We start from the raw sequence: 26,840 nt of genomic DNA on the forward strand, positions 1-26,840 counted from the left end.
CTCCTTTTAATGTCTAAAGTGTCTGATATCTGTAAATACCATGGCGATTCCATACTTATCTGCCATTTCGATTGACTCTTGATCTTTGATACTCCCACCTGGTTGAATGATCGCCTTAATTCCATTTTCCCCAGCGTATTCGACACTATCTCCCATCGGGAAAAAAGCATCGCTGGCTAGGACTGCCTCGCTGACCTTTCCACCTGCTTGTTCGATTGCAATTTGTACGGACCCTACTCGATTCATTTGACCTGCGCCAATGCCTAAAGTTTGGTGATTATTTGTCACCACAATAGCATTGCTCTTAACATGTTTGACCGTTTTCCATGCAAATTCTAGCGCTTTTAATTCTTCCTCTGTCGGTTGTCGTTTCGTAACGACTTGCCAGTTTTCCACTTTTTCTTCGACAATATCTTGATTTTGAACAAGCAGTCCACCTAAAACTGACACTTTCTCATCTTCTCGCGCTTGATCCTTTTTAGAGAAATCTAACGTCATCAGGCGAAGATTCTTTTTGCTACTTAAAATTTTGAATGCTTCTTCTGAAAAACTTGGTGCAATAATTATTTCAAGAAACAGTTGATGCATTTTTTCAGCTATTTCGCTATCCACTTCACGGTTTAACACAATGATTCCACCAAAAATAGAGACTGGATCTGCTTCATATGCATATTGATATGCCGCTTTGATTGTTGCCCCAATCCCGATTCCACAAGGATTCATATGTTTGACTGCTACGACAGCTGGTTGATCAAACTCTCTAGAAATACGAATCGCCGCATCTGCATCTTTGATATTATTGTAAGAGAGTTCTTTACCATGTAGTTGCTTCGCATTCGCAATTGAAAATGAAACGGGTAATGCAGTTTGATAAAACACAGCTTGCTGGTGACTATTTTCTCCGTAGCGTAATATTTGTTTTAAATCATAAGTCAAAGTTAATGTTTCAGGGTCTTTTTCATCAACACTATCAGTCAAATATTCTGCGATCAACGCATCATAAGCTGCAGTATGTCGAAACACTTTAGCTGCTAATTTTTGTCTTGTTGGCAGAGTTGTTTCTCCTATTTTTGAAACCTCAGTTAAAACATGCGTATAGTCTTTTGGGTCGACCACAACCGTCACAAATTTATGGTTTTTTGCAGCACTTCTCAACATACTTGGTCCACCAATATCAATATTTTCGATTGCTTGCTCTTTCGTTACTCCTTCTTGTAAAATTGTTTCTTTAAATGGATATAAGTTTACACACACAATATCAATTGGCTGAATTCCATGTACTTCCATCGCTTCCATATGACTAGTCAAATCACGGCGACCTAATAACCCTCCATGAATTTTTGGATGTAATGTTTTAACTCGACCATCCATCATCTCTGGAAAATCGGTTACCTCCTCTATAGGAATTGTGGGAATTCCTTCTTGTTCAAGAGTTGCTTTTGTTCCTCCTGTAGATATAATCTCAATCCCTTGGGCTACTAATCCTCTCGCAAACGCGATTATTCCCGTTTTATCTGAAACACTGATCAATGCTCTTCTTTTTATCATCAAATGCGCTCTCCTTGCTGCGTTTTTATAAGTTCTGCTAAAACCGCAGGAAATAATTTATGCTCCACTTTGTGGATTTTTTCTTCTAGAGAAACAAGTGTATCTGTCGCGTCAATTGTTACTTTTTCTTGAGCAATTATTGGTCCAGTATCTATGCCGTTATCCACATAATGAATCGTTACACCTGTCTCACGTACATTTCCATAAAAAGCATCCCTGATGCCATGGAGACCAGAAAAATCTGGTAATAATGAAGGGTGAATATTGATTATACGATTTGAAAATTCTTCTAACAATGTCGGCCCAATGATTCTCATATATCCAGCTAAAACCACCAAGTCAATTTGCTCCTCTTCCAAAAGATGGAGGATTTCTCCTTCATATAATGCTTTTGATTCAAAATCTTTTGGTGAAAATGACACAACTGGAATTGACATTGATCGTGCTCGCTGGACAACATAGGCATCTTTTCTATCACAAAACAACAAAGTAAGCTCTGCATTGATTGTTCCGATCGCAACAGCTTCGGCAATTGCCTGAAAGTTGCTTCCATTTCCTGAGGCAAACACGGCTAATTTCATTTCTACACCTCTTTAAAGGTAATACTTTGTTTCTCTTTAGTAATGACATTTCCAATAATATAACTTGGTTCGTTACATTCGTTTAGAATCCCCTGAACATCGTCGATTTTTTCAGGTGAAACAGCTAAAACCATTCCAATCCCCATATTGAAAATCTCGTACATTTCCATTGGTGGAATTTGACCGTATTTTTCCAATATTGAGAAAATCGGCAATGTCGGCCAGCTATCTAAATGGATTTCCGCTGATAAATTTTTTGGGAGCATCCTGGGGATATTTTCCACAAAACCGCCCCCAGTGATATGCGCAATCCCATTCACTAATTCCTGTTTAATTAACGGTAGTAGCATCTTTGCATAAATTTTGGTGGGAATCAACAGTTCCTCCCTTAATTGTTTTCCATCAAGTTCTGGAATCACTGTTTTTCCAGTCATTTGGTGCATCTCAAAAAAAATTTTACGAACAAGAGAGTACCCGTTTGAATGTATTCCGCTAGATGCTAATCCCAAAAGAACGTCTCCTTCTCGAATATTTTCACCTGTGACTAATTGGCTTTTCTCTGCAATGCCCACTGTGAATCCTGCCAAATCATAGTCGTTATCGTTATACATACCCGGCATTTCAGCTGTCTCACCACCAATTAATGCGGCTCCAGCCTGAAGACACCCTTCCGCTACACCTGCTACCACTTGCTCCAAGTGCTCTGGTCTGTTTTTCCCTGTAGCAATATAATCGAGGAAATAGAGGGGTTCTGCTCCCTGTGCAACGATATCATTGACGCACATCGCCACACAATCAATCCCAATCGTGTCATGTTTGTTTTCTTCAATCGCGATCATTAATTTTGTTCCAACACCATCTGTTCCCGAAATCAAGATAGGTTCCTTCACTTCCACCGTACTTAAATCAAAACAACCACCGAAACCACCAAGTGCACCCATCACACCCATTCGTTCAGTACGTTTAACATGTTTCTTGATTCTTTCTACCACTTCATAACCTGCTTCAACATCAACGCCCGCTTTTGTATAAGCATTTCCCAATATAGTTTCCTCCTAACGATTTATGAACGGTATTCTTTTTTAGCTTTTTAGTTTATTGTGGCAAAATTGATTTTATCCTTCAATGTTGCTTGATATTTTTCTTCATAATCATATAAAGGTGTCGGATAATCACCATTAAAATAAGCCATACACAACCCAGAATAAGGTGCCTCATAGTTAAGACCAATGGCATCGATCAACCCTTGCTCACTTAAAAAGCACAAAGAGTCTGCTTTGATCAACTGTTCGATTTCAGCTACTGAGTGATTTGCAGCAATTAATTCTTTTCTTGTTTGAATATCGATTCCATAAAAGCAAGGAAATCTTAGAGGAGGTGACGCAATACGTACATGGACTTCTTTTGCCCCCGCATCTTTAAGCAATTGTACGATGCGACGACTAGTCGTTCCGCGGACAATTGAGTCATCCACCATGATGACACGCTTCCCTTCGACTACGCCACGAACAGCAGAAAGTTTCATCCGAACTCCTTGTTCTCGCAATTCTTGTGTGGGTTGAATAAAGGTTCTAGCGATATATTGATTTTTTACCAAGCCCATTTCGTAGGGAATACCACTCGCTTCTGCATAACCACTCGCTGCTGAAAGAGAAGAGTTTGGTACTCCGACTACCATATCTGCTTCAATTGGTGCTTCTTTTGCTAACCGTTTGCCCATATTTTTGCGAGCTGTATGCACGTTGACACCAGCTATATTAGAATCTGGTCTAGCAAAATAAATATATTCCATTGAGCATATCGCATATTGAGTGTCTTGAGTGTAACGCTCGATTTTATAGCCAGTATCATCAATGATGATTACTTCACCCGGTCCTACATCACGAACAAATGAAGCACCAATAACTTCTAATGCGCACGTTTCGCTGGCAATCACATACGCCCCATTTTTCATTTGACCGATGGATAAGGGTCGAAAAGCATTAGGATCGAGCGCCGCAATCATTGCTGTCTCTGTCATTAAAAGATAAGCGAAACCACCTTTGATAGTCTGCAGGCTTTCTTTTAGTTGTTCAATAAAGGTCGATTGTTTGCTACGCCGAATCAAATGCATCAAAATTTCGGTATCCGAATTGGAATGAAATATCGCGCCGTCTTGCTCTAGCTCTTTTCGTAAGCTTTTTGCATTCGTTAAATTACCGTTATGTGCTAAGCCACAGGCACCATCATAAAATTTAAATAGAAACGGTTGAATATTATCTACACTACCATTTCCTGCAGTAGCATACCGCACATGACCAATCGCTGAATTTCCACTCAAAGAAGTTAAAGTCCGATTCTCTTTAAATACTTCTGAGAGTAAGCCTAATCCTCGGTATCCATTTAATTTGCCATCATTATTCGAAACAATCCCAGCACCTTCTTGTCCTCTATGTTGCAAGCTATGGAGTCCAAAATAAGTCACACGAGCCGCATCAGGATGTCCCCAAATACCAAAAATACCACATTCTTCATTTAAACTTTTCACTTCATAAGACATGGAATCGCTTCCTCCCACAGCCCTTTAGCTGTTTGTGTTATCAATTCGATTTTTTGATCTTTCGTTTGAATACTGATTTTCCCGCTAACCGTTACTTTTCCAATCAACACAGCTTTTTCTTGCATCATTTCTTCAAACATTTGTTGGTTTTCTGGCCTGACTGACACTATAAATCGTGACTGGGATTCTGAAAAGAGGAATGAGACTGGCATAGCCAAATCTACTTCTATGCCTAATTCATTTTTAAAAGCCGACTCTGCTAATGCAATTGCTAGTCCACCTTCCGAACAATCATGAGCGCTTTCGAGCATTCCGGCTTTAATAGCTATCAGCACTAGCTGTTGAATTTCTTTTTCAACCGCTAAATCAAAGTCCATTATTTTTCCTTCAATGAAGCCAAGCATCATCTTTTGTAATTCACTGCCATTAAAATCATCTTTTGTCTCGCCAAGAACGTAAATCAAATCATCCGCCATTTTAAAATCTTGGGTGGTAATATGCGATAAATCTTCTATCAAACCAACCATTCCAATCACTGGCGTTGGATAAATGGCCTGTCCGTTTGTTTCATTGTATAAAGAAACATTTCCAGAAATCACTGGTGTTTCCAAAACTTCACAGGCTTTAGCGATGCCGTCTGCTGAGGTCCAAAGTTCCCAAAATCCTTCTGGTTTATCTGGCGATCCGTAATTTAAACAATCGGTAATAGCAAGTGGTTGTCCGCCACTTGCCACAATATTTCTCGCAGCCTCCGCTACGGCGATCTGACCACCGATTTCCGGGTTAAGATAAAGATAACGAGCATTACAATCTGTTGTCATTGCTAATGCTTTTTTCGTTCCACGGACACGCAAAACAGCGGCGTCACTTCCCGGCAACACAACTGTATTCGTTTGTACCTGAGAATCATAGGTTGCATAAATCCTTTTTTTAGAGGCAATCGTTGGTTGTTGCAATAAATCCATCATCGTCTTTGTTCCGTCGATAATATGGGGGTGGAAATTCTTTAATGCTTCAAATTTTTTGATTCTCGCTGGTTCTTTTCGTTCTTTATTATAAACAGGTGCATCTTCTGCCAATGCATCGACCGGTAAATTCGCTACCTCGACACCTTTATGGTACAAACGATACAATCCATCCTCTGTTACTTTCCCAATCGTTACAGCGTCTAATTCATATTTTTGAAAAAGTTCAACAACTTTTGCTTCATGTCCTTTTTTAACACAGATCAACATTCGCTCTTGAGACTCTGATAACATCATTTCATATGGTGTCATTCCCGTTTCACGCTGAGGCACGTCATCTAAATCTAAAATCAAGCCAGTTCCTGCTTTGGATGCCATTTCGGCACTTGAAGAAACTAGTCCAGCGGCACCCATATCCTGAATTCCTATTAAAATATCAGCATGCTCTAGAATCAATTCCAAACAAGCTTCAAGCAATAATTTTTCCATAAACGGATCTCCAACTTGAACAGCTGAGCGTTGTTGGTCTTCTCCTTCAACAAACTCTTCTGAAGCAAAAGTTGCGCCATGTATGCCGTCGCGTCCTGTTTTCGCTCCAACATACATAATGGCATTCCCAATTCCTTTGGCCTGACCTTTTTGAATATCTTTATGATCGATCAACCCAACACACATCGCATTTACTAACGGATTTCCTTCATAACATGAGTCAAACGCTACTTCTCCACCAACCGTTGGAATACCAATACAGTTTCCATATCCACTGATACCAGCTACCACTTCCTCTAGAAGATATTTAGTCCGTTCATTGGACAATTCACCAAAGCGCAATGAATCCAAAAGTGCAATCGGACGAGCACCCATACTAAAAATATCTCTGATGATTCCACCCACTCCTGTTGCAGCTCCTTCATATGGCTCAACAGCCGATGGATGATTGTGACTTTCCGCCTTGAACACGACAGCTTGACCATCACCAATATCGACGATCCCAGCTCCTTCACCTGGTCCTTGCAAAACGCGTGATCCCTTTGTGGGAAATTTTCTTAATACGGGTTTTGAGTTTTTATATGAGCAGTGTTCACTCCACATCACAGAAAATAGTCCAGTTTCGGTGTAGTTTGGCATACGTCCTAGAATATCTTTTTCGATCATGTGATATTCTTCATCCGTTAGCCCCCATTCCGAATAGATCCGTTGACTTTTAATTTCCTGTGCTGTAGGTTCTTTCACTTCCATCATGTATTCGCCCTAACCTTTCCATAGTTTTTAACGATTGATTTGAAGAAACGTAAACCGTCCTCCGATCCTAATAAACTTTCTACAGCCCGTTCTGGGTGTGGCATCATCCCTAGGACATTGCCGTTCTTATTGATAATTCCTGCGATATTAGCAAGACTTCCATTTGGATTTTCATCCGCATACGTAAAGACAATTTGCTGATTCTTTTTTAACTGTTCCAAGGTTGAGTCGTCACAATAATAGTTTCCCTCACCGTGCGCTATAGGTAACTTGATCACTTCATTTTTTTGATATTCTGAGGTAAACGCGGTTTGATTATTTACTACTTTTAAGGAAATTGTCTTACATACAAAATGCAATGATTCATTTCGAAGTAAGACACCAGGCAAAAGCCCAGCTTCTGTTAATATTTGAAACCCATTACAAGTGCCAAAAACCGGTTTGCCTTCATCTGCCAGCCGAATCACTTCATGAATAATTTTAGAGAAACGAGCAATTGCACCACACCTTAAATAATCTCCATATGAAAAGCCTCCAGGAATTAAAACACCATCAAATCCCGCTAAACTTTCTTCATCATGACGGACATATTCGGCTTCTTCGCCTAAAATATCTTTGACTGCCCATAAGAGATCCATGTCACAGTTCGATCCAGGAAAAACAATCACTGCAAATTTCATCTCATACTTCCTCCTCGATCTCATAACGATAGGTTTCCATATTAACGTTAGCTAGTAATTTGTCACAAATTTCTTCAATGACTCTTTCGATAGGTTGCGTTGTTTTACTAACTCTGATTTCGAAAAATTTTCCTATTCGTATTTCATCGATTTCACTGAAACCAAGTCGATGAACTGCGCCTTTCACGGCTTCCCCTTGAGGATCTAAAACTGAATTTTTATACGTAACATATACTTTTACGTCATACATTCTATATCACTCCTTTTTTAATTGAATGTTTGTTCTAATCGATGCAATACTTCTTGATATACGGGAACGATATCTCCTATATTTCTACGATAAACATCTTTGTCTAAATGATCGTTTGTTTTTTTATCCCATAGACGACAAGTATCTGGCGTGATTTCATCTGCTAATAGAATAGTGCCATCTTCTCTACGACCAAACTCTATTTTAAAATCAATCAAACGAATATTGATTTTTTCAAACAACTCAATAAGCAATTGGTTTATCTTGTGTGCCTCATTTTTTATAGTAGTCATTTCTTCTTCCGTTGCAATCTTTAAAATCTTAATATGATCACCATTAATGATCGGGTCATCGAGAGAATCATCTTTGTAATAAAACTCCAAAATTGGAAATTCAAGTTCTTGGCCTTCAGGGATCGCTAATCGTTTTGCAAAACTACCCGCTGAAACATTCCTCACGACAACTTCTAACGGAATAATTTCAACCTCTTCAACTAATTGTTCGTGTTTAGATATCAATCTAATAAAATGATTATGGATACCTTTCAACTCTAATTGCTCAAAAACTAGAGCTGTAATTTGATTATTTAATATAGACTTCCCAATTACAGTGTCTTTTCTAATGCCATTTAATGCAGTTGTTTGGTCTAAATATTCTACTCGTAACGTTTTTAATTCATTGGTTTTAAACAATTTCTTAGCTTTTCCTTTATATAATAACTTACTTTTTTCCACAGTCCTCCACACTCCCATTTACGTATCATTTATTATAACAAACCATTTTAAGTTCGTCTTTCTATTTGTTTACAGTTTAACAAGATGATTCTCCACAGTCAAACATTTATTAACATTCAACATATTACATCTCCATATTGTTCGTTTTTTAGCATTTAATCTTAGTTTTAGATATTAAGAAAATCTTGTAAGCATTTACAGCTATTAAGAAAAATGGTATGCTAATCGAAAGTAATTCTTTAAAAAATCTACTATCATGTTTTCGTGATTCGGGATAATTTTTTAGGAGGGAACACAAGGATGACTAGCGGTTATGACAGTTTAGCAAAAGAATTTTTGGCAGAATTAATCCCTGAAGAAAGAACAAAATTATACAATGATTTACTTGCCTTAGAGGAAGTCCACAATTTAAATCAAGGGTGTACTTACTATACATTTAAGAATTTGAAACGAGCATTTCATCGGCATTCAGAAAGACGTAAACGAACCTTCCGTTATATGAATAGTCTGAATAACGAATTGACCATACATCAAATACATGAACAACACTATTTTAAAAACTACTACTGTATACATGTCTATTTCAACGAACAAGAATGTACATATCTTTTTATAGAGCAGTTGCTTTCTATTCTAAAAACACCCGAGGTTGCACGGTTACGTAGCTTCGAAAAAGTGATGGTTTAGTACTAAAACACAAAAAGACAAAACTTCTCAACAGTTTTGTCTTTTTCGTGTCTAAAGTATTGATAACCAAATAAGATGGCTCTTTAGACCAAACGTAGAGACTAAGACATAACTATACAAGTCATATCTCAGCCTCACGAAATCTGAATAAACGGTGGCGAACCAGAAGTAACCTCTTCAGAAATAAGCTGAAATCTACAAAAATTCGAAGAGCAACTTTCGTGGATTTCAGCTTATTTCTCGGAGTTCCAAATTCTACTTTTATCGGTTATTTTATACCAATCCTACACGTTTAAAAATAAGATCGACATTTTTCAAATGGTACTGATAATCAAAAGCATCATCTAATTCTTCTTTTGATAAAATTGAAGTAATGTTTTCATCCGCATCTAATAGTGGTCTAAATGCTGTTTGATTATCCCACGCATAGGCTGTTTTGGGCTGTACTAAATCATATGCTACTTCCCGAGACATACCATGATCGATCAATTTTAACAACACACGTTGGCTATAAATCAAACCATAAGTAGCGTCCATATTACGTTTCATATTTTCAGGAAAGACCGTTAAATTTTTTACAATAGTAGAAAAACGGTTCAACATATAGTCTAGTAAAATAGTTGTATCTGGTATAATGATTCGTTCTGCAGAAGAATGAGAAATGTCTCGTTCATGCCACAATGTAACATTTTCATACGCTGTGACCATATGACCACGAATAACCCGAGCAAGACCTGTCATATTCTCAGAACCAATTGGATTGCGTTTATGTGGCATTGCTGAAGACCCTTTTTGACCTTTCGCAAAATACTCTTCAACTTCTCTTGTTTCAGATTTTTGTAATCCACGAATTTCAGTTGCAAACTTCTCAATACTTGTTGCGATCAAGGCCATCGAAGATACATATTCCGCATGTAAATCCCGAGGTAATACTTGAGTTGAAATTTCTTGGGCTCTAATGCCCAAATGTTCACACACATATTCTTCAACAAAAGGAGAAATATTTGCAAAAGTCCCTACTGCTCCACTGATTTTTCCAGCTTCTACACCTTTTGCAGCATGTTCAAAACGTTCAACATTCCGTTTCATTTCTGAATACCATAACGCTAACTTTAATCCAAATGTTGTCGGTTCAGCATGTACACCATGTGTCCGGCCCATCATAACTGTATGTTGATGTTCCTTCGCTTTTTCCCCAATGATTGCTGTAAATTTCTTTAAATCTGCACGTAAAATATCATTTGCTTGTTTCAATAAATAGCCGTATGCAGTATCAACGACGTCTGTACTGGTCAGGCCATAATGAACCCACTTACGTTCTTCACCTAATGTTTCAGACACCGCACGTGTAAAAGCAACTACATCGTGTCTCGTTTCCGCTTCGATTTCTAAAATGCGTGCTACATCAAATGATGCATTATCACGAATTTTTTGTACATCTTCTTTTGGGATATCTCCCAATTCGGCCCATGCTTCATCCGCTAAAATTTCTACTTCTAACCACGCATTGTAGCGATTTTCATCTGTCCAAATTGCACCCATTTCAGGTCGTGTGTAACGATCAATCATTCGTTTGTTTGCTCCTTTTTAATCCCAAATATTGGTTTGATATATATCTTCTAAAGTTTCAAAAATATCTTCTGTTAAAATCGTGATGTGCCCCATTTTTCTATCTCTTTTTGCTTCTGCTTTGCCATAATAATGAAAATGCCAATCAGGTTTCTCAGAAATCACATCCATTGTTTCGTATATTTCATCTCCTAAAATATTGACCATTACAGCTTCTGATAAAAGCTCAACTTCTGGCAGTGGCCAGCTACAAATACCACGAATGTGCGCATCAAATTGACTCATCGAACAAGCTTCAATCGAATAATGGCCCGAGTTGTGTGGTCTAGGAGCCAGTTCATTTACATAAATGCCACCATCATTTGTTAAAAACATCTCAACAGCCAAAGTCCCCGCTAAATCAACAGCTTCTGCAATAACACGGGCAATTCGTTGCGCTTCTTCAACAACTTCTTCAGTCACTCTTGCCGGAGCAATCGTTTCATGTAAAATATTATTTCGATGGATATTTTCAACTACAGGAAAAACGGTGAACTCTCCTTGTCCATTTCCACTTACTAATACCGATATTTCTTTTTCATATGGAATCCAAGCTTCTAATACACAAGTTCCTTCTCTTAGAATATTCATTGAAGGTGCTAGATCGGACGTACTGTACAAAACAAATTGTCCTTTCCCATCATAGCCACCACGTGTTGTTTTTAAGACACATGGATAGCCGATTCCGTCAATGGCATCTTGGATATCTGTCGGACTTACGATTGTGGCAAATGGAGCGATAACAATATTGTTCGCTTCTAAAAAAGATTTTTCGAGTAAACGATCTTGTGTAATAGCTAAAAGATCTGTTCCTTGCGGGATATTCACCAAATCTTGAACGTGCATCAATGCTCCAACGTCAACATTTTCAAACTCGTAGGTCAAGACTTGTGAGCGCTTTGCCAGCTCTTCTAAAGCTTCTATGTCATCATAATCAGCTAATAAATGCCAATCAGCGACTTGAGCAGCAGGACAATCAACAGTTGGATCTAAAACACCCACACGGAAACCCATTTCCCGTGCGCTGAGCGCCATCATTCTTCCTAATTGTCCGCCACCGATAATACCGATCATTTGTCCCGGTAATAAAGGTTTATTCAAGTTCATCACTACTTTCCATCACAGTTTTTTCAAGAAATTTACGCTTGGCGTCTAATTTCCCTGCTAACTCTACATCATACATGGAAAGCATCTGAACTGCAAGCAGTCCGGCATTCTTCGCCCCGGATTCTCCAATTGCAGTAGTCGCTACAGGGACACCAGCAGGCATTTGGACGATTGATAACAATGAATCAAGCCCATTCAATGCTTTTGATTGAACTGGAACACCAACTACTGGTAACGTTGTTTTGGATGCAATCATCCCAGGTAAATGAGCCGCACCTCCAGCTCCAGCAATGATCACTTTGATGCCACGCTCACGCGCTTGCCCAGCAAATTCAAACATAAGGTCTGGTGTACGATGCGCCGATATCACTTTTTTTTCATAAGAAATGTTAAATTCTTCCAAACAATCGCACGCATGCTTCATTGTTACCCAATCCGACGTACTTCCCATAACTACTGAAACCATGATAGACATACCATTCCTCTTTTCTTTCTCTATTCTTTTACATTTTATCAACGGAAATCTTATGTGTCAAAATAAAATCGAATATTAAAGTTTTTTTTAATATTATTGTTCGTATTGAACGGATAAAAAAAGAAAAACCGGAGGAACATCCGGTTTTTTCACTATCATAATGGTTCAGTTCGATCCTCATTTTTAAGACCGTTAAACAATACATTTAAAATAATTGCTGTCAAACTACTCATGACGATACCATTCCCTGTAAACATCCTTACTGTTTCAGGCATTTGTTGGAATAAAGTGGGCAGCATATTAAATCCTAATCCAAACCCAATTGAGATTGCAATGATCAATAAGTTTTTATCATTATTGTAATCAACTTTTGATAACATACGCATGCCTTGCACAGCGACCATACCAAACATCACTAACATCCCACCACCTAACACAGGTTCAGGGATAATTTGAGCAACTGCTCCAACTTTTGGCAATAATCCTAGAGCAATCAGGAAAAATGCTGAGTAATAAATCGGTCGTCTTGTTTTGATTCCGGAAAGTTGGACCAACCCAACGTTTTGAGAAAAACCAGTATATGGGAATGTGTTAAAAATCCCACCTAAAATAACCGCTAAACCTTCCGCACGATACCCTTTTTTTAATTCTTTTTCGCCGATTTGCTTTCCTGTTATATCGCCTAAAGCAAAATAAACTCCTGTCGATTCAACCATACTGACAATCGAAATAATGATCATCAACACGATTGAAGAGATATCAAACGTTGGCTTACCGAAATAAAAAGGCTGTGGAAAATGGAACCATGTCGCTTCCCCAACTGGTGTCAAGTTCACTTGACCTAGAACTGCTGCAAGAACAGTCCCACCGATTAAACCAACTAAAACGGCAATCGATTTGAAGAATCCTCTACCCCAAACCTGGACAACAATGATCAAACCAATTGTTACAAAAGCCAGAAGTAAATTGGTCCCGTCACCAAAATTCGTAGCTGTAGCGAGACCTCCCCCCATTTTTTCCACTGCAACTGGAATCAACGTCAACCCAATGACCGTGATTACAGTTCCCGTTACTAAAGGTGGAAATAGCTTTTTGATTTTAGAAAAAATTCCCGAGACTAATACAACAAAAATACCAGAAGTAATGATTGAACCATAAATTGCACCTACACCTTTATCGCTACCAATCATAATCAATGGCGCTACCGCTTGAATTGCGCAGCCAAGCACTACAGGTAAGCCAATTCCAAAAAATCGATTCACTGTCAATTGCAACAACGTCGCAATGCCACACATAAAAATATCAATTGAAATTAAATAGGTCATCTGCTCTGAATTAAAATTCAAACCCGTCCCGATCAATAAAGGTACGGCTACAGCTCCTGCATACATCGCCAATAAATGCTGAAGACCCAAGACTGCCGCTTTGCCATTTTCAGTTTCTGGTTGATTGTTAACTTCTTTTGTATTTACTTTACTCTCCAAGTTTATGCATCCCCCTCAAGAAATTCAACTTCACCATTTTTCAAAGAGTCAATACGAGCTAAAGAAATAACACGCATACCCATTTCTTCTAATAAAGCTCGTCCATCTTGGAAAGATTTTTCGATGACAATACCAATTCCATCCACAGTTGCCCCTGCTTGTTGACACAATTCGACTAATCCCTTTGCAGCTTGACCATTCGCTAAAAAATCATCAATAATCAATACTTTATCGTCACTTGACAAAAATTTTCTTGAAATAGATATTTGGCTTGTCACTTGTTTAGTAAACGAATATACAGAAGCTGTCAGTAGTTCTTCATCCATCGTTAAGCTTTTTGCTTTACGAGCAAAAATCATTGGTACCTCCAGTTTTTTCGCTGCAAAAAGAGCAGGTGCGATTCCTGAAGCCTCGATTGTAACAACCTTTGTGATGCCAGCATCTGCAAATACTTCAGCGAAACGATAGCCAATCGCCTCCATTAAATTAGGATCGACTTGGTGGGTAACGAAGCTGTCTACTTTTAACACACCTTCCCCTAAAACACGACCATCCTCTTTGATTCGTTGTACTAATTCTTCCATTTTTTCCGACTCCTCCATCACATTTTCTACGCAACTCTTCTTATACAAACAAAAAGACCCTTTTTGCATAAGCAAAAAAGGGTCTGAGACTCTTTTTCACTTATAGACCAACATTTACGGTGTTGGGTAGAGACGATCATCCTTATTATGATCATATATAAGCTTCTTGTTATTAGTATACAATAGTACAAAACTCTGTAAATTTCAATGAAAATAATTGTTTTTTCATTGAAATTTTACAGAGTCACTTATTGTTTCTATGGATCGTTTTTATCTCTTTTTCAGTTGTTCCTTATTTATTTTTTGATAAACGCAGGTTTTCCACCTGATGGTAATGCTGTATTTTTAGGAACTAATTTTATCTCGATTGCTTCTAAACGTTTTGCTAAGCCTTGTGTTCCAGCAGATTGACCATTTTTAGTCCACGCTTGCCATCCATAATCTTGAGAGTGAACGCGATACTGAACATCATATTTGGTAGCAGCCGCACCGCTTAATTTAATTTGAATTGCTTCTAACCTTTTTTTCTTACCAGTCGTTCCGCTTAATGCATTGTTCGACTTAAATCCTTGCCAGCCGATATCTTGAATATGAGTCTTATATTGAATATTTCCACTCACTGAAGGATCAAGCTTAACCTGTATTCCTTCTAGGCGTTTTGATTTACCCACTGAACCACTGGTTTGACCAGATTGTACATAGTTTCCCCAACCAAAATCTTGGAGGTGAGTTCTGTAACTAACTAGATTCGCATTATTGTTGGTATTCTTTTTTATCACCCTAACAGCAAAACTAGGCTTAAAATACGTAGTTGAATTAATCTTCACCACTTCTTTTTCATTTGGCGCATGGATATATTGACCATTCCCAATAGCAATTGCTACATGATAGGTATTTCCTTTTGCTCCCCAAAAATAGAGATCTCCTGGTTCAGCCTGAGCAACACTGATTTGTTCTCCAGCTTTTTCTTGCGGTATCGTATAATCACCGATATTTTTTCCAGTAACTTGTAAAAATACGTAACGAGTCAATCCTGAACAATCAAATACATTCGGTCCTTTTCCACCCCATGCATATGGTTTACCTAAATGTCTTTTAGCTTCAGAAACGACTTGATTTTTTTGAGTGGCTGAAAATACAACAGCACTTCTAGCTGCCGGTTCTTCTTGAATATTTTCTAAAGAAAAATCAGGCATTTCTTGAATCTGTTGAATCTGTTCAGGTGTAAATCCTGATTCAATTGCCGCTTGGTAGCTTTCTTCACTTACTGTTTCAGTCGCTTCGGTAGTACTAGCCATTCCAAAAATCGTAAAAAGTGTAACGGCCGCGCCAACCACGTAACAATATTTTTTCATCAATTCCCAACTCCTAAACCATTTTCATCCATCATAACATAAAATAAATTAAATTCACCTTGATAAAAACATTCTATTTATAATAGAATGTTTTTATCAATTAATCCTCAGCAATTACTGAAGGCAAATAAATAATCAACGGCTAGATAAACGAAAATATGCCCTTGATTATCGTTTGTTACAGTAAAAATTTGCTCTGTATAGGTTAAACATCATTCTCTTTTTCTAAATGTCTATATTTATTCATTTTTTGACTAAAAAGTTCACCGTTGCTAGGCGGTGTATATGTAATCGCATTGGCTCCAGCTTCAATCGTTTCTGTAATTGATTCATCTGTTGGCCCACCTGTTGCAATAATTGGTAATTCAGGGTATTTATCTCGGAAAAACTTAACCGTCTTAGCTGTATCTTTACCAGCACTGATATTGATCATCGTAACCCCTGCTGCTATTTTTTCATCGATTGGTGTATGGATAGAAGTTACCGTGCTAACGACTGGAATATCAATAGCTTCACAAACCATTTCAACTGTTTCAACTGGTGTTGGACCATTTAATACGACACCGATCGATCCTTGAGCTTCCGCGAACAAGCTCATGTAAGCCGAGCGTTGACCTTGAGTTAACCCACCGCCAACTCCTGAAAATACAGGAATATCCGCTGCTTCAATAATACTTTTTGTAATGGCTGGATGAGGTGTAAAAGGATATACAGCAATTACTGCATTTGCATCTGTATTTCTAATTATTGCAATATCTGTCGTAAAAATAATTGACTTAATTTTTTTTCCAAAAATTCGGATTCCGCTCGCTTGCGCAATTACTTTCGGCACTTGAACGATATCTTGTTTTAAAGGTGTTACAATTTCAGGCACCCATTTTTCATTCATTTAATTTACTCCCCTTTACTTCATCTATTAGTGATCATATTGATTAAGATCGTAGCTTTCGATGACATGAATCACTTTATCTGCATATGTTGGATCTGTAGCATAACCAGCATCTTGTAAAGCTTGAGCCGCTTGTTTATAATTTTTTGCCAGAAGAACATGTTCGTATAAACGTGGATTCCATGTTACACCGTTAACAAATAGACGTGTATGATCATCCATTGACTCTTCCCACGTATCATACACTCTAAAATCCCCTTGGATAACGATCCATTCTTCATTGATATATTCACGTGTTTCAAGGTTGACTTTTTTTTGTTCCCCATAGGCCTTGATTCCAAATAAATTATTATACTTTGAAGCAAGCGTACTCTGTCCCCAATTTGATTCTAATATCCCTTGCCCTATTATGATACTAGGTAACACACCATAAGATGCTTGTAATTCTTTTGCATAAGGACTGATTCTATCAATAAACTGCTCCTTTGTTACTTGCTCTTTTTGTTGAGCTGACTCTTCTTCTGTTTTCGAACTGTCTGACAATACATTGATTGAAAAGATAAACGCTACACCAACAATCAACAAACCCGCAAAAAGCATCGGTAAATTCGTTTTTCTCACTTTTTTCTTCTTATACCTTGGACTATTCATACATTCCCTACTTTGTTTTGTATTCGTTCCTGTACTAACTTTTTTTATTTAGGATAATAGCTGACTGATTATATCAGTTTTTCCCTAGACAATCAATCAACTGCAGTTGTAGTCATAGTTGTCGATGTATTCGTTTGTTTTTCAGACGTGGTTGGCGTTGCCGTGGTGCTTGTTGTTTGTGTTTCCTCACTGCTCGTTTTTGTTTTTTCTTTTGGTGTTGAATGACCAAAAAGGACAAAAATCACAGCACCTAATACGATGATGACGGATAAGATTCCTAAAATTTGTTTCACAAAAAAACTCCCTTACTTACTTATTCACCAACGTAAGTACCCATCAAATTTTCATTTACCCAATCTAGTAATTCTACTTTTGATTCTTTTAATTGACCTTGTAGAGTTGCCGGCAATCTGAACGTGACAATATCATCAAACCCCCACTCATCATAAGAAACCGTTACTTTTAGATCAATAAATGCCTGTTCTTTTTCGTCGCGGTTTGCTTTTGACGGTATCAATTCAGCAACACCTGCTCCTGATTGTAACCATTTTTTAGCGATTATTGTTTTTAGGCGTTTGTATTCTGAAATGGCTATGTTTCTTTTTTCTGGAAATAGAATGGTTTGACGTAATATTTTTTGTGTCAGCATCCATTCGTAATCAGAAAATAAGTTTTTTATTTTTTGCATCTCTTCACTTGTTAAATTAATTCTACCTTTTTTCCAATTTGTCCAATTTTCTTCTGTAATTTGGAGATAGTCAGTATAGAAGTGCTCTTCCGTTTCAAATTGTTCTATAATTGCATCGATAAGAATATCTATATACATTTGGTGCATGACTTTCGCCTCCTTCTCCCATTTTACTGAAATTAGTAAAAAAATGCATCTTTTTGAATCATTTATTTCTGTATTTTTAAGAAACACGCCACTTGTTTCTATAAATAATAAGACAATTCAACATATCTGTCCAAAATAATCCATTATTTTTCATTTCTCATGTATAATAAAAATAGAGCTTTTTAATTACTTAATGCGTCAGAAAAAGTGCAGAAGCTCTTTCAACTTTTGTTATTATTGAGTTATGTGGGCTGTTTTCTTAAAGCCGTAAGAGTTTCTCACTCTTGATTTTTTCTTTTATAGAAATGATAACGCCCCACTGCTCTATTATTAAGGAGGATATATATGAAATACTACAATTGGGGAATCATCGGTCTTGGAGAAATTGCAACTAGTTTTACTAACAGCTTTCAACAAGAAAATAGTCAAATAACAGCCGTTGCTTCTAGAACATTAAGTAAAGCTGTAGCATTTGCAAACGAACACGATATCCCCAAAGCTTATGGTTCATTTGAAGCGTTGTTAGCCGATCAAGCGATCGATATCGTCTATATCGCCGTTCCCAATCGTCAACATATCGAACATATTTTAAAAGCTCTGGCAGCAGGTAAACATGTACTTTGTGAAAAAGCGATTACGATGAATAGCGCAGAACTAACGCAAGCTATGACGCTAGCTGAAGAAAAAGGCCTGATATTAGCTGAAGCAATGACTATTTTCAACATGCCCTTATACCAAAAATTACGTAGCCAAATCGACTCCAATCGTTTTGGAAAATTAAAAATGATTCAAGCGCCTTTTGGTAGTTACAAAGAACCTGATCCGTCGAATCGATTCTTTAATCCTGATTTAGCTGGCGGCGCTTTATTGGATATTGGAACTTATGCGGTTTCTTTTGCTCGCTGGTTTTTTACTTCGCAACCCAAAGTTATTGCATCCGTTATGCAGCCATTCTCAACTGGTGTAGACGAACAATCAGCGACGATCTTACAAAACGATGTACAAGAAATGGCGACAGTTTCCTTAAGTTTCCAAGCAAAAATGCCCAAACAAGGAGTTGTCGCTTTTGAAGATGCTTATATTGTGATCAACGAGTATCCACGAGCAGATGAAGCAAAAATTTTCTTTAATGACGGAACTGTGGAAACAATTGTTTCTGGGGACAGTACTCAAGCCTTAAACTACGAAATCACTAATATGATTAAAATGATCGAAGGAGAAATATCCAATCGTTCTCTCTTTTTAACAAAAGACGTTATCGATCTTTTGGACCAAATGCAACAAAATTGGACTAATTAAATAATGCCAGAAAAGTAGGTTTTTTAGTTAAAAAAAAGCTGAGTCAAAAAGGAATTACTGTCCTTTTGCCTCAGCTTTTTTGCTCGTTACATTTCATTCGGCGCATGTAGACCAAGTAAGCGTAAATCTTCTTTAATAATCGTTGCCATCGCATACACTAACGCTAAACGCGCTTCTTTTTGCTCATCTTCAGCTAAAATTTTGACATGTGCATAGTATTTATTGAAGGCTTGAGCAACTTGGATCGCATGTTTTGCAATAACTGATGGTTCGTATTTTTCAGCAGCTTGCATGACAACTTCTGGGAATTTTTGCAATAGTTTCACAACTTCCCAGCTATCTTTATCATCTAAGGCATACTCTTTCGTCTCATCGATTGTGAAATCAGCTTTTCTTAAAATACTCATTGCACGTGCATGTGTATATTGTACATACGGACCTGTTTCACCTTCAAAACGAACAACTTCTTCTAAAACAAAATCAAAGTTATTCAAACGATCATTTTTTAAATCGTGGAAAATAACAGAACCAATTCCAACTTGTCTCGCCACTTCTTCTCGATTCGGTAAATCAGGGTTTTTCTCCATAATTTGGTTATTCGCCAGTTCAACTGCTTCGTTCAACACTTCTTCAAGCAAAACGATTTTCCCTTTACGCGTTGATAGTTTTTTGCCACCTTGTGTAATCAAACCGAATGGTACGTGATGCATATCTTTGGACCAGTCAAATCCAAGCTCATTTAAAACAGCTTTTAATTGCTTGAAATGATTGCTTTGTTCATTTCCGACAACATAAATCGCTTTGGCAAAATCATAATTACGTTTACGGTAAACAGCCGCCGCTAAATCACGTGTGATATAAAGCGTTGCACCGTCTGATTTTTTGATTAGCGCTGGATTTAGGTCATATGCAGATAAATCAACGATTTCAGCTCCTTCATTTTCTTGCAATAGATGTTTTTCTTCTAGCATTGTTACAATTTCGTCCATTTTATCGTTGTAGAAAGCTTCTCCGTTGTATGAATCAAAGGAAACTTCTAGCATTGCATAGATTTTGTCGAATTCTTTTAGTGATTCTGTACGGAACCATTTCCATAATTCAGTGGCTTCAGCATCGCCTTCTTCTAGTTTTTTAAACCAAGCGCGTGCTTCTTCTTCTAGTTCAGGTTGTGTTTCAGCTTCTTCATGAAATTGAACATACAGACGTAATAATTCAGTGATTGGCGCCGATTTGACTCCGTCTTCTGAACCCCATTTTTTATAAGCCACAATCAATTTACCGAATTGAGTGCCCCAATCCCCTAAGTGATTGATACGAATAGGTGTATAACCACTCTTTTCAAGAATAAACGCAATTGAATTCCCAATAACTGTTGAACGCAAATGCCCCATTGAAATTGGTTTCGCGATGTTAGGTGAAGACATATCGATTGGTACATTGCCTTTGTTACCGATCGAGCTATCTCCGTAGTGTCCTTTTTCTTTTGCAATTTGACCGATGATTGTTTGACTTACCATTTTTTTATTCATGAAAAAGTTCAGGTAAGGTCCAACCACTTCGATTTTTTCAAAGTCTGTTCCAGCAATTTTCTCAGCTAAATCAGCTGCAATTTGTTGCGGTGCTTTACGGTAGACTTTCGCCAATGAGAAAGCTGGAAACGCTACATCTCCGTGATCAACTGACTTAGGATTTTCCAATAATTGGGTAACGGTTTCTAATGATAAATCTTCTTTTACCACTTCATAAATGGCTTTTGCTACGATTTCTTTGTTATTCATAGTTATCCTCCTAATAGGTGATTTGTATTATTTATTCTAGCTGCATTATCATTGATTTTGAGAAATGGGTCCTACTTTTTTAAATCAAAGTGGATTGGTGATTCAATAGTTTACCAGAGTTAAACTTAGTGATTCATTTCTTAAAATATAAGCAAAGCAACCTGACTTTCTGACACATTATAAAATGATTCTTTTCTACTTGATTTGCAACAACGATATCAAAACGAAGTGGCGTGATAAACAAAAAAAATCCCTAGTGTTAAAAAACACCAGAGACGAGATTTTCCCGCGGTACCACTCTAATTGTTCGTCCTCTATAAAGACGAACCCACTTAATCTATTAACGGTAGATAGCCGTCTGCCTTGGCAGATTCTCAAAAGTGCGCTTCCTTCATTTGATTATTTTCGGCTTGCACCTTCCCGAAATCGCTTGAATAATAGCTAATGAAGTACTCTCTTTATCGATGAATCATTATTAAACTTGGTTCATTATAACAAATATTTTTCTCTATGCCTAGTCTTGTCTGTTGATTTTAATGTTTAGATGGTCGTAAAGGATAAACTAGGATCCGCGTTTAAGTGGTAATCAGCAAAATGAGCTTTTTCAGCTTCGACAAATGCAGCAGCACCAATCATCGCTGCATTGTCACCGCATAGTCTAAGTGGTGGCACGATAAATGTTACGCCTTGCAGTTCTTCCGTCACTTCTTTGCTTAATCGATCACGCAAGCCTATATTTGCGGCAACACCACCTGCCATAACTAATTGTTTGACAGGATATTCTTTGCAAGCTCGAATCGTTTTATCGGCTAAAACATCGATAACACTCGCTTGAAAACTTGCAGCTAAATCTTTTACTATCAATTCTTCATTGCGTTGTTCAGCATTATGAACCGTATTGATAAATGAGCTTTTCAAACCACTAAAACTAAAATCATAATTGTCTTCTTTCATCATAGCTCGTGGAAAATGGCACGTATCTTCTCCAAGGTGGGCCAGTTCATCGATCTCTTTACCGCTTGGATAGGTTAGACCTAAAACTCTGCCGACTTTATCATATGCTTCACCTGCAGCATCATCTCTTGTTTCACCGATGATTTCAAAAGAACCTGTCTCTCTCATGTAAACTAATTCCGTATGACCACCACTCACTAATAATGCCATTAACGGAAACTGCAAAGGTTCTACAAAATGAGCCGCATAAATATGCCCAGCCATATGATTGACTGGAATCAGCGGTAAATCATGTGCCCAAGCAAATGCCTTAGCAGCGGAGATACCGATTAATAAAGCCCCTACCAAACCAGGACCATACGTAACGCCTACTGCACCTAAGTCATCTGGTTTTACATCTGCTTCAGCTAGAGCATCTTCAATACATAACGTAATTTCTTCTACATGATGACGACTCGCAACTTCTGGTACAACACCTCCAAAACGTTGATGGCTCTTCACTTGAGAAGCCACAACGTTAGATAAAATTGTATCGCCATTTTCAATAACAGCAACACTGGTTTCGTCACAACTACTTTCAATAGCCAGTATCAATTTTCTTTTTTTATTTAAAAAAATCATTGTTTCACTTCCTTAACAGTTAAACACATCACAATCCCGTCTTCTTGTGGATTACTATAATATTTTTTTCGACGATTGATCGCGTTGAATCCTTTTCTTTCATATAAATTTTGTGCATATACATTTGATGTTCGAACTTCTAAAAACACTTGACAAGCATCTTGTTCATTTACTCGTTGAATCAACTGATCAATCAATTGACTGCCATAACCTTTTTGCTGACATTCCTTACGAATCACAACATGCGTAATTTCAACTTCATCTAATACTAAATGATAGCTGACAAAACCAATCCACTTGCCTTCTTTAATTAAGACAAGATAGTGACTTGTTTCTTGTGCTAAATCAACGTCAAATTGTTTTTCTGTCCAGGGTGATCCATGGTCATATGAATGGTCACATATCCGCCAAAGTTTCTTAGCAGCCTGTCTTGTTGGCAACTCTTCTTTTGAATAATACATCGCTTCACTCTTCTTTTAAAGATAATATCATTTCTAATGCATCTTCTTTATTTTCAGTATAATAATGTGGCTTAATGGTATTGGATACAAATCCAAGTTGTCGATAGACCCGCTGTGCATTTTTATTGCTGATTCGGACTTCTAACGAGATCTTCTCACAATTGTTGATTCTTGCAAACTGCTGAACCTCTCTTATCAAGAAACTCCCAATTCCTTTTCCTTGATTTTGCATTGCAACGGCAACATTTGTAATATGAGCATCCTTATCAAAAATACGGCATCCAATAAACCCAATTGTTTTTCCTTCTTTTTGAATAAGTAAGTATAAATGAGGCTCTGCTGCTTGAAGTTCAACTAAAAAAGCCGTTTTTGTCCAAGGTAATTCTCCAGCATATACTTCCCTTTCAATTGAAAGTAAATCTTTGATATCATCGAGTGTGATCCCACGAACATAATACTCTTGTTCTGAGATTTTTACAGTCTTCTCATCATATGGGCGATTCTTAAAAAAAATGCCCAAAATACTATGAAAAAGATTAAATTTTTTCAACATAATTATCTACCTCAGATACATGATCTTTTAACCAGTTCTCTTCTGCTTCTACTCGTTTTAAATAATTAGGTAAAAAGTGATGGATATCCGCTTCAGGTTCACTTACTCTACCCAATTCTGCTAAGACTGCACCGTTTGGAATTTGCCATTCTGAACTAGCACAAATTTCAGCATTAGGGAGAGTGGCTTCAATCAGTGAGCGGAATTTTTCAACATCTTCTCCAACAAAGTAAACAGAATCAATGTCTTTTAGCTGACCAAGCCAATCTTCCATCGCTATATGCCGGTCCTCTATGACATTTGTCAAAACACCGTTAACATATTGATATGCTCCAGTATAAACATTATTTCTTCTCGCATCAAAAATCGGTATGATTGTTCCTCTTACCTTAACACAATTTGCGGCTAACGTTTTTAAACTAGACACACCTACTAATTCTTTATTTAATGTGTAAGCCAATGTTTTGGCCGTTGTTACACCTATTCTTAATCCTGTATATGAACCTGGACCTTGAGCCACAACAATCCGATCAATGTCCTTAGGTGTCATCCCAACATCTTTCACCAATTGTGTGATTGCTGGCATCAACGTTAAGCTATGGTTTCTCTTTACAGTGATTGTATATTGTCCTATTATTTTCTTGTCTTCACAAACAGCAATGGCCAATGTTTGATTTGACGTATCGATCGCTAAAATCCGCACAAAAAATCCCTTTCTTTCATCATGTAGTTGGTTCATTGTAGCATATTTTTGTACGTTCGTAAAAAAACGTGGCAATAACATAAAAAGGGGCGAAAACGCCTCAAGCGCTTCGCTCCTTTTTGTGTTATTATTTGATATTTGCTTCTAAATAATCGATTAACGTTTTACTGATATTTGTTGCTGTATCATTTTTTCTTGAATCTTCCACCATGATCATCGCTGAAAATTTGTTGTTGCTTCGATCCATTGCTAAAAGAAAACTATTTTCTTTTCCAAGCGTATCCTGTTTTTCCTTGATTTCAGCAGTTCCTGTTTTCGCCGCTAATGAAAATTCTGGATTGTACATATTGTGGACATACCCCGTTTCATCTTCAACACTACCAAGCAAATCTGTCACAATCGTATTCGCGGCATTCGAACTAATGACATTATCTTTTGTTTTAGTTTCTTTGTTTAGCTCGATTTTTGGATAAACAAGTTTGCCTTCATTTTGAAATACCGTATACATTGCGGCTTGCTGAATAGGCGTTACCAACAGTTGTCCCTGACCATATCCTGTATCGGCTAGTAAGATTTCTGAATTGAACTTGTCTTCATTCGAAATTTGCGCTGGATTCATTGGGATAGATAAATCTAATTTCTCTCCAAAAATAAATTTATCCAGTCCTTTTCTAAATTTATCTTCTCCCATTCGCAATGTTTGTTGAGCGAAATAAATATTGTCAGAATTAACCAACGCTGTTCTTAGGTTTACAGGACTAGCTTCTTTCACACGCGTCACAAAATAATCTCCCCAAGAGGCATCTTTTTGCCATTTCAACCCATCGATAGCGATTTCTTCTTCTGGCTTCAATGTGCCTGCATCTAACCCAATTCCCCCCGTGATTGTCTTAAAGGTCGAACCTGGTGCGTAGCCTGTCGCAAATCTAGCTGTAAATGGTAAATTCTCATTATTCGCATAGCCATCATATTCTTTTTGAGAAATACCATTAGCCATCTTATTCGGATCAAACGACGGAGAACTCGCTGCCGCTAATAAATCCCCTTGTTGCGGATCCATGATGACCGCACTCCCCGGGCGATTATTAAAGATATCGTATGCTTGCGATTGAACATTCTTATCAAGCGTTAATTGAATTTTTTCACCATCTCTTTTATCTACTTTTTGCAGGACACTTTTTGCATCCCCTTGTGCGTCAGTGATTGTGATATTTCCACCGTCTTGTCCGCGTAACTGTTTATCAAAAGCCTGTTCTAAGCCGACTTTCCCTATCACACCAGTACTACTAAGTGTAGGATCTTTCTCGATATCTTCAGCAGTAATCGTGCCGACATATCCGACTAATTGAGCAGCAGATTCTTTTAAAGGATAGTAACGAACAACCGTATCTTGAGAAGCGGCTCCTTGAGGTAATGTTGTCACTGGATCAAAAGAAACCGTCAAAGGTACAAAAGCATCTGGTTTGACCCAATCTTGTTTGAGTTTTTGCTCAATTTCATCAACAGATACATTGAATTGATCACTGAATGCTTTGATATTATCTGTCTTTTCTTGGCCTTCTCCAAGCTTACCAGGTACGATTCCTACTTGATCAAAAGCTTGATTAACAGCTAATCCTTCTCCATTACGATCAACGATTTCTCCTCTATTCGCCGCATCGATACCAATTGAAATTTTATCCTGGCCTGACATTTCTGGAAAAATCAAATTGGGAGCCCAATTGATTTTATACTGTTGATCTACTTTTTTGATAGTCGTTTTATAAGATAAATCATTTAATTTCCCTAAAGGTGTTGTCATATCTAATTTGTAGGTAAATGTATATTCTCCTTCTTTTTCTTGTTTCACCTTTACTTCTTTACTTTTGATTCCTTCAGCTTGAATGCCAGAAAAAATGGTTTGATATTTTTCTATGACCTGCTTGTTCTCATAACCGCTATCCTTTACTGATGGTTCATCTAATAAATCTGAGAATTGATCAAACTCTTGTTTTGAAAGGTTGTTTAGAAAAGCCTTAGCAGATTTTTCTGCTTTATTTAATTCCTGCTTCTTCTGCCAAGTACCATAAACAACATAGCCTCCGACAGCCGCTGCCAGTATCACCACGCCACTTATTGCTAAAATAATTGTTTTGTTTGATTTTTTCTTACTTCTTCTTTCCAATTTCTCATCCCCCAAGTCCTTGTTTCGACGTTCTTTTCTTTATTATACCTTAACTTATAAAATCTAAGATAGAAAAAAGGAAGTTTTATAAAA

At 37.5% G+C, this 26,840-nt stretch carries 26 protein-coding genes, 1 pseudogene, 1 riboswitch and 1 other annotated feature; of the genes and pseudogenes, 2 read left to right on the forward strand and 25 right to left on the reverse strand.

What is annotated here, in order from left to right:
• Nucleotides 1-6: 6 nt before the first annotated feature.
• From purH to purC, 8 genes are read right to left on the reverse strand one after another with little or no spacing between them, the layout of a single operon-like run.
• Complete coding sequence (gene purH, locus BCR22_RS08390; RefSeq protein ID WP_069654489.1) at nt 7-1,548, reverse strand: bifunctional phosphoribosylaminoimidazolecarboxamide formyltransferase/IMP cyclohydrolase; 1,542 nt, start codon at nt 1,546-1,548, stop codon at nt 7-9.
• Nucleotides 1,548-2,129, reverse strand: a complete 582-nt coding sequence (gene purN, locus BCR22_RS08395; protein WP_069654490.1) for a phosphoribosylglycinamide formyltransferase — start codon at nt 2,127-2,129, stop codon at nt 1,548-1,550. Before purN ends, purH begins: the two co-directional genes overlap by 1 nt.
• Before the next feature lie 2 nt (nt 2,130-2,131).
• Entirely contained in the window at nt 2,132-3,172 is a 1,041-nt protein-coding gene (purM, locus tag BCR22_RS08400) for a phosphoribosylformylglycinamidine cyclo-ligase (protein WP_069654491.1), read from the reverse strand.
• 47 nt (nt 3,173-3,219) lie between these two features.
• The gene (purF, locus tag BCR22_RS08405) at nt 3,220-4,668 is read right to left on the reverse strand and encodes an amidophosphoribosyltransferase (RefSeq protein WP_069654492.1); all 1,449 of its coding nucleotides are present in this window, start codon (nt 4,666-4,668) and stop codon (nt 3,220-3,222) included.
• The gene (purL, locus tag BCR22_RS08410; RefSeq protein WP_069654493.1) at nt 4,653-6,875 is read right to left on the reverse strand and encodes a phosphoribosylformylglycinamidine synthase subunit PurL; all 2,223 of its coding nucleotides are present in this window, start codon (nt 6,873-6,875) and stop codon (nt 4,653-4,655) included. The genes purF and purL overlap by 16 nt, the downstream gene beginning before the upstream one ends.
• Entirely contained in the window at nt 6,872-7,555 is a 684-nt protein-coding gene (gene purQ / locus BCR22_RS08415; protein WP_069654494.1) for a phosphoribosylformylglycinamidine synthase subunit PurQ, read from the reverse strand. The genes purL and purQ overlap by 4 nt, the downstream gene beginning before the upstream one ends.
• 1 nt (nt 7,556) lies before the next feature.
• A complete protein-coding gene (gene purS / locus BCR22_RS08420; protein ID WP_069654495.1) occupies nt 7,557-7,805 on the reverse strand; it encodes a phosphoribosylformylglycinamidine synthase subunit PurS in 249 nt (82 codons plus the stop codon).
• Between the two features lie 17 nt (nt 7,806-7,822).
• On the reverse strand, nt 7,823-8,539 hold the full coding sequence (purC, locus tag BCR22_RS08425) for a phosphoribosylaminoimidazolesuccinocarboxamide synthase (protein ID WP_069654496.1): 717 nt from the start codon (nt 8,537-8,539) through the stop codon (nt 7,823-7,825).
• Between the two features lie 300 nt (nt 8,540-8,839).
• Between purC and BCR22_RS08430 the strand changes: the two genes are divergently transcribed.
• Complete coding sequence (locus BCR22_RS08430) at nt 8,840-9,226, forward strand: hypothetical protein (protein ID WP_069654497.1); 387 nt, start codon at nt 8,840-8,842, stop codon at nt 9,224-9,226.
• 273 nt (nt 9,227-9,499) lie between these two features.
• Here the strand turns inward: BCR22_RS08430 and purB are convergent, their stop codons facing one another.
• From purB to BCR22_RS08480, 11 genes and pseudogenes are all read right to left on the reverse strand, one after another.
• The gene (purB, locus tag BCR22_RS08435) at nt 9,500-10,795 is read right to left on the reverse strand and encodes an adenylosuccinate lyase (protein WP_069654498.1); all 1,296 of its coding nucleotides are present in this window, start codon (nt 10,793-10,795) and stop codon (nt 9,500-9,502) included.
• An 18-nt stretch (nt 10,796-10,813) separates the two neighbouring features.
• Nucleotides 10,814-11,944: a 5-(carboxyamino)imidazole ribonucleotide synthase gene (gene purK / locus BCR22_RS08440; protein ID WP_069654499.1), complete on the reverse strand. Its 1,131-nt coding sequence runs from the start codon at nt 11,942-11,944 to the stop codon at nt 10,814-10,816.
• On the reverse strand, nt 11,928-12,416 hold the full coding sequence (gene purE / locus BCR22_RS08445; protein WP_069654500.1) for a 5-(carboxyamino)imidazole ribonucleotide mutase: 489 nt from the start codon (nt 12,414-12,416) through the stop codon (nt 11,928-11,930). The genes purK and purE overlap by 17 nt, the downstream gene beginning before the upstream one ends.
• Nucleotides 12,417-12,571: 155 nt before the next feature.
• Entirely contained in the window at nt 12,572-13,900 is a 1,329-nt protein-coding gene (locus BCR22_RS08450; protein ID WP_083241790.1) for a nucleobase:cation symporter-2 family protein, read from the reverse strand.
• A gap of 2 nt (nt 13,901-13,902) precedes the next feature.
• Complete coding sequence (locus BCR22_RS08455; RefSeq protein ID WP_069654689.1) at nt 13,903-14,484, reverse strand: xanthine phosphoribosyltransferase; 582 nt, start codon at nt 14,482-14,484, stop codon at nt 13,903-13,905.
• An 83-nt stretch (nt 14,485-14,567) separates the two neighbouring features.
• A riboswitch (purine riboswitch) is annotated at nt 14,568-14,665 on the reverse strand.
• Between the two features lie 115 nt (nt 14,666-14,780).
• Nucleotides 14,781-15,263: a hypothetical protein gene (locus BCR22_RS15420; RefSeq protein WP_240485871.1), complete on the reverse strand. Its 483-nt coding sequence runs from the start codon at nt 15,261-15,263 to the stop codon at nt 14,781-14,783.
• Nucleotides 15,261-15,569, reverse strand: a pseudogene (locus BCR22_RS15710) (C40 family peptidase); the annotation flags it as partial. The gene BCR22_RS15420 and the pseudogene BCR22_RS15710, both read right to left, overlap by 3 nt.
• 475 nt (nt 15,570-16,044) lie before the next feature.
• A complete protein-coding gene (locus BCR22_RS08465) occupies nt 16,045-16,728 on the reverse strand; it encodes a beta/alpha barrel domain-containing protein (protein WP_069654502.1) in 684 nt (227 codons plus the stop codon).
• A gap of 27 nt (nt 16,729-16,755) precedes the next feature.
• Nucleotides 16,756-17,379, reverse strand: a complete 624-nt coding sequence (locus BCR22_RS08470; RefSeq protein ID WP_069654503.1) for a glycoside hydrolase family 73 protein — start codon at nt 17,377-17,379, stop codon at nt 16,756-16,758.
• A 92-nt stretch (nt 17,380-17,471) separates the two neighbouring features.
• The gene (locus BCR22_RS08475; protein ID WP_069654504.1) at nt 17,472-17,672 is read right to left on the reverse strand and encodes a hypothetical protein; all 201 of its coding nucleotides are present in this window, start codon (nt 17,670-17,672) and stop codon (nt 17,472-17,474) included.
• Between the two features lie 20 nt (nt 17,673-17,692).
• On the reverse strand, nt 17,693-18,214 hold the full coding sequence (locus tag BCR22_RS08480; protein ID WP_069654505.1) for a hypothetical protein: 522 nt from the start codon (nt 18,212-18,214) through the stop codon (nt 17,693-17,695).
• A 345-nt stretch (nt 18,215-18,559) separates the two neighbouring features.
• Between BCR22_RS08480 and BCR22_RS08485 the strand changes: the two genes are divergently transcribed.
• Entirely contained in the window at nt 18,560-19,513 is a 954-nt protein-coding gene (locus BCR22_RS08485; protein WP_069654506.1) for a Gfo/Idh/MocA family protein, read from the forward strand.
• A gap of 86 nt (nt 19,514-19,599) precedes the next feature.
• Here the strand turns inward: BCR22_RS08485 and argS are convergent, their stop codons facing one another.
• The 6 genes from argS to pbp4 all read right to left on the reverse strand — a co-directional run bounded on the left by argS (nt 19,600) and on the right by pbp4 (nt 26,747).
• Entirely contained in the window at nt 19,600-21,291 is a 1,692-nt protein-coding gene (argS, locus tag BCR22_RS08490) for an arginine--tRNA ligase (protein ID WP_069654507.1), read from the reverse strand.
• Between the two features lie 268 nt (nt 21,292-21,559).
• Nucleotides 21,560-21,765 (reverse strand) — a binding site (T-box leader).
• Nucleotides 21,766-21,831: 66 nt separating this feature from the next.
• Nucleotides 21,832-22,866: a tRNA (adenosine(37)-N6)-threonylcarbamoyltransferase complex transferase subunit TsaD gene (tsaD, locus tag BCR22_RS08495; RefSeq protein ID WP_069654508.1), complete on the reverse strand. Its 1,035-nt coding sequence runs from the start codon at nt 22,864-22,866 to the stop codon at nt 21,832-21,834.
• The gene (gene rimI, locus BCR22_RS08500) at nt 22,863-23,327 is read right to left on the reverse strand and encodes a ribosomal protein S18-alanine N-acetyltransferase (protein WP_069654509.1); all 465 of its coding nucleotides are present in this window, start codon (nt 23,325-23,327) and stop codon (nt 22,863-22,865) included. Before rimI (BCR22_RS08500) ends, tsaD begins: the two co-directional genes overlap by 4 nt.
• Before the next feature lie 4 nt (nt 23,328-23,331).
• A complete protein-coding gene (rimI, locus tag BCR22_RS08505) occupies nt 23,332-23,880 on the reverse strand; it encodes a ribosomal protein S18-alanine N-acetyltransferase (protein WP_069654510.1) in 549 nt (182 codons plus the stop codon).
• Nucleotides 23,864-24,583, reverse strand: a complete 720-nt coding sequence (tsaB, locus tag BCR22_RS08510; protein WP_069654690.1) for a tRNA (adenosine(37)-N6)-threonylcarbamoyltransferase complex dimerization subunit type 1 TsaB — start codon at nt 24,581-24,583, stop codon at nt 23,864-23,866. The genes rimI (BCR22_RS08505) and tsaB overlap by 17 nt, the downstream gene beginning before the upstream one ends.
• A gap of 127 nt (nt 24,584-24,710) precedes the next feature.
• Nucleotides 24,711-26,747, reverse strand: a complete 2,037-nt coding sequence (gene pbp4 / locus BCR22_RS08515; RefSeq protein WP_069654511.1) for a penicillin-binding protein PBP4(5) — start codon at nt 26,745-26,747, stop codon at nt 24,711-24,713.
• Nucleotides 26,748-26,840: the final 93 nt, after the last annotated feature.

The sequence above is a fragment of the Enterococcus plantarum genome (assembly GCF_001730295.1).
Lineage (GTDB): Bacteria > Bacillota > Bacilli > Lactobacillales > Enterococcaceae > Enterococcus_L > Enterococcus_L plantarum.

Excerpts from the sequence above, each read along its gene's own strand:
- purH (WP_069654489.1), bottom strand. The coding sequence starts at position 1,548 with ATGATAAAAAGAAGAGCATTGATCAGTGTTTCAGATAAAACGGGAATA.
- purN (WP_069654490.1), bottom strand. The coding sequence starts at position 2,129 with ATGAAATTAGCCGTGTTTGCCTCAGGAAATGGAAGCAACTTTCAGGCA.
- purF (WP_069654492.1), bottom strand. The coding sequence starts at position 4,668 with ATGTCTTATGAAGTGAAAAGTTTAAATGAAGAATGTGGTATTTTTGGT.
- purL (WP_069654493.1), bottom strand. The coding sequence starts at position 6,875 with ATGATGGAAGTGAAAGAACCTACAGCACAGGAAATTAAAAGTCAACGG.
- purQ (WP_069654494.1), bottom strand. The coding sequence starts at position 7,555 with ATGAAATTTGCAGTGATTGTTTTTCCTGGATCGAACTGTGACATGGAT.
- purS (WP_069654495.1), bottom strand. The coding sequence starts at position 7,805 with ATGTATGACGTAAAAGTATATGTTACGTATAAAAATTCAGTTTTAGAT.
- BCR22_RS08430 (WP_069654497.1), top strand. The coding sequence starts at position 8,840 with ATGACTAGCGGTTATGACAGTTTAGCAAAAGAATTTTTGGCAGAATTA.
- purB (WP_069654498.1), bottom strand. The coding sequence starts at position 10,795 with ATGATTGATCGTTACACACGACCTGAAATGGGTGCAATTTGGACAGAT.
- purE (WP_069654500.1), bottom strand. The coding sequence starts at position 12,416 with ATGTCTATCATGGTTTCAGTAGTTATGGGAAGTACGTCGGATTGGGTA.
- BCR22_RS08455 (WP_069654689.1), bottom strand. The coding sequence starts at position 14,484 with ATGGAAGAATTAGTACAACGAATCAAAGAGGATGGTCGTGTTTTAGGG.
- BCR22_RS08465 (WP_069654502.1), bottom strand. The coding sequence starts at position 16,728 with ATGAATGAAAAATGGGTGCCTGAAATTGTAACACCTTTAAAACAAGAT.
- BCR22_RS08470 (WP_069654503.1), bottom strand. The coding sequence starts at position 17,379 with ATGAATAGTCCAAGGTATAAGAAGAAAAAAGTGAGAAAAACGAATTTA.
- BCR22_RS08480 (WP_069654505.1), bottom strand. The coding sequence starts at position 18,214 with ATGCACCAAATGTATATAGATATTCTTATCGATGCAATTATAGAACAA.
- BCR22_RS08485 (WP_069654506.1), top strand. The coding sequence starts at position 18,560 with ATGAAATACTACAATTGGGGAATCATCGGTCTTGGAGAAATTGCAACT.
- argS (WP_069654507.1), bottom strand. The coding sequence starts at position 21,291 with ATGAATAACAAAGAAATCGTAGCAAAAGCCATTTATGAAGTGGTAAAA.
- tsaD (WP_069654508.1), bottom strand. The coding sequence starts at position 22,866 with ATGATTTTTTTAAATAAAAAAAGAAAATTGATACTGGCTATTGAAAGT.
- rimI (WP_069654509.1), bottom strand. The coding sequence starts at position 23,327 with ATGTATTATTCAAAAGAAGAGTTGCCAACAAGACAGGCTGCTAAGAAA.
- rimI (WP_069654510.1), bottom strand. The coding sequence starts at position 23,880 with ATGTTGAAAAAATTTAATCTTTTTCATAGTATTTTGGGCATTTTTTTT.